At 26.5% G+C, this 2,560-nt stretch carries 3 protein-coding genes; 1 reads left to right on the top strand and 2 read right to left on the bottom strand.

Translation table 11 applies throughout. The annotated features are described in order from the left end of the window. Positions 1 to 159: 159 nt before the first annotated feature. Positions 160 to 777, top strand: a complete 618-nt coding sequence (locus GBG18_RS14850; RefSeq protein ID WP_152192333.1) for a LysE family translocator — start codon at positions 160 to 162, stop codon at positions 775 to 777. A gap of 62 nt (positions 778 to 839) precedes the next feature. Here the strand turns inward: GBG18_RS14850 and GBG18_RS14845 are convergent, their stop codons facing one another. Both GBG18_RS14845 and GBG18_RS14840 read right to left on the bottom strand, forming a co-directional pair. Next, positions 840 to 1,733 (bottom strand): DMT family transporter, encoded by an 894-nt coding sequence (locus GBG18_RS14845; protein WP_152192331.1) that lies wholly within the window; start codon positions 1,731 to 1,733, stop codon positions 840 to 842. 65 nt (positions 1,734 to 1,798) lie between these two features. Beyond that, the gene (locus tag GBG18_RS14840) at positions 1,799 to 2,368 is read right to left on the bottom strand and encodes a TetR/AcrR family transcriptional regulator (protein ID WP_152192329.1); all 570 of its coding nucleotides are present in this window, start codon (positions 2,366 to 2,368) and stop codon (positions 1,799 to 1,801) included. Between the last annotated feature and the right edge of the window lie 192 nt (positions 2,369 to 2,560).

Raw genomic sequence — 2,560 nt, 5'->3', positions numbered from 1 at the left:
CGATGGCTTTAGTTCTTTCACAGTCTCAAGATGTTGTTGAACGTTTGAAATGAGCTATCAAAAAGCTGATTGCAGTTTCTCAGAATATTGTGTCCTATTTCTTGTTGACAGATCAATATCCTATAGAGTATAATTATACAATTATTTTAAGGAACTAATATGTCAATAGAATCAATGATCACGTTTTATTTAGCAATATTTATTTTTAGTATTACACCAGGTCCTGGTGTATTTGCGCTTATATCAAATTCATTGAATAACAATATTAAAACATCTTATGCTTTAGCATTTGGTATGTCAATGTCCGATGTTGTTTACTTGGTGCTTGCTTTTTTTGGTCTAGTTGCACTAACACAAAACTATGCAACCGTATTTGAATTTATTAGAATTGCTGGTGGAATTTATTTAATCTATTTAGGTTATAAAATTTGGACATCTCCCATAGAAACAAATATCAAAAATGAAAAGGTAACAAAGGCTTCATATGCTGGTAACTTTTTTAAAGGCTTTTTAATATCAGCATCTAACCCTAAAGTTATCATATTTTATATTGCATTTTTACCTACATTTGTGGATTTAAGTGTATTGGGTGTTAGTGATTTGATTGTAATTAGTATAATAACTTTATTCGCATTGATGAATGGTCTTTTATTTATTTCATATAGTGCATATAGAGCAAAAAAAGTATTAACAACAAAGAAATCTGTAATAATATTAAATAGAACAGCTGGTTCTATTATGGGGTTAGCAGGAGCATATTTAATAAGTAAAGATTGAATCTTTACTTATTAACAAGTTCAACAATCTGTATTATTGATTTGTTTAGTTTTTTCAACTTTTTATTTTTGTTCATTTTTTTCCTTTTTATTATTTACAATAAATACACCTAAAAAAATCAGTATAGTCCCAATGCAATCTATTAAATCAATGTCTTCATTTATAAAAAAGTATCCAATTATTAATGCAACTATTGGAGGAATATATGTTACTGATGAAGCTGCAACTGCACCTAACTCTTCTATTAAGTAATAATATAAAATATATGCTAATCCAGTTCCTAGTAAACTTAATCCTATAATCATTCCTAAAAATATATGAGTATCATTTTTTATATTAATAATTCCATTAAAGTCTGTGACTAATAATAGAGTCAATAATGCAAATCCTAATTGATATGTTGTTAATGCAGAAAAATGTATTTTTAAAGGAGTTATAAATTTTTTTGCATAAACAAATGATGAGCCAAGTATTAATGAGCCAAAAACAACATCAAAAATTCCTTCAATATTAGAGTTAAAAATATTTTCATTAAATGGTTTTGCTATCAATACAACTCCAATTATCCCGATTAGTATTCCAAGTATTCTAATATTTAGTTTTTCTTCTTTAATAAAAAGAACTGCAAGAAGAAATGCAAATAAAGGAATAGAACCACTTAGTGCACCCATTACTCCAGATAAAAGAGTAGATGATGCCTTAACAAAGAAATAGTAGTAGACAGTAGTTCCAAGTAATGACATCACAATAAAATGAAAACTATATTTAAAATGATTTAAAGACATTGATTTTTTGTAAAAAGAGTATGCTAAAACAGGAATAAACCCAAAAAAAACTCTTAAAAATACAATCTGCAAAGGTGAGATTAGTTCAGTTGCCCATTTCATATATATAAAATTGCTACCCCAAATTATACCTAGGGATATAAATGCAATTACAGGTAATTTAATATTCATATTTTCTCCATTTGACTTCAAAGTCAAATGAATTGTATTCTAGTTGACCTTAAGGTCAACTGATATTATAGGCACTTTAATGAGTTGAGATAGTTTTCTATTTCATCAATACATTCATTATATATTTCAAAATCTTGTGATTTTTTTGCTGTAGCTACAGAACCTTCAAGTGAAGCAACTAAATAAATTGATAGTCTTTTTGGATTTGGATGAAAAATTTCTTTATTTTCTATTGCTTTAATAATTGCTTCTTCAATGATTTCTTCAAATCTTATATATATTTTTTCTAACTCGACTTTAAAATCATTATCTCTATGAGATAATTCTTGTACTAAATTATTTAATCTACATCCATTACATACACTTTGATTACTACTTTTTCTAAAGACCTTTAGTATTTCTTGAATATAGTTTTCTTTCACTTCTAAAATAACACCATATTTCTGTTCAATATAATTATTTAGGTTTTCTTTTATCATTGTAAGAGTCAATTCTCTTTTTGATTTAAAATAATGATACATTGAACCTTTATTAACACCTACATCTTTTAAGATTTTATTTATAGAAGCAGCTTCATATCCACTTTTGTGTATTTCTTCAAATGCTTTATCTAATATTTTTTGTCTAATATCCAATTTTTACCTTTTTATTCATAGTAGTAATAATAAGATAATACAATAAGTCTCCTTGACCTGTCAACAGAAAATAGAACATTAAATTGTCTTATTGGAACAGTGGTAAACCTGTAAAATATCCAATATATTGGGAGATGAACTGAGGGTGAAAATTTGTTACAAAGATGAGTCAAAAAAAGTTCAACAACCTGT

The organism is Poseidonibacter ostreae (genome assembly GCF_009208075.1).
Taxonomy (GTDB): domain Bacteria; phylum Campylobacterota; class Campylobacteria; order Campylobacterales; family Arcobacteraceae; genus Poseidonibacter; species Poseidonibacter ostreae.
Note: the sequence above shows the minus strand (reverse complement) of the source record. Positions and strands in the feature narration are given on the sequence as shown.

What these genes read in the sequence shown, in the direction of transcription:
- GBG18_RS14845 (WP_152192331.1), bottom strand. Translation starts at nt 1,733, where the DNA reads ATGAATATTAAATTACCTGTAATTGCATTTATATCCCTAGGTATAATT.
- GBG18_RS14850 (WP_152192333.1), top strand. Translation starts at nt 160, where the DNA reads ATGTCAATAGAATCAATGATCACGTTTTATTTAGCAATATTTATTTTT.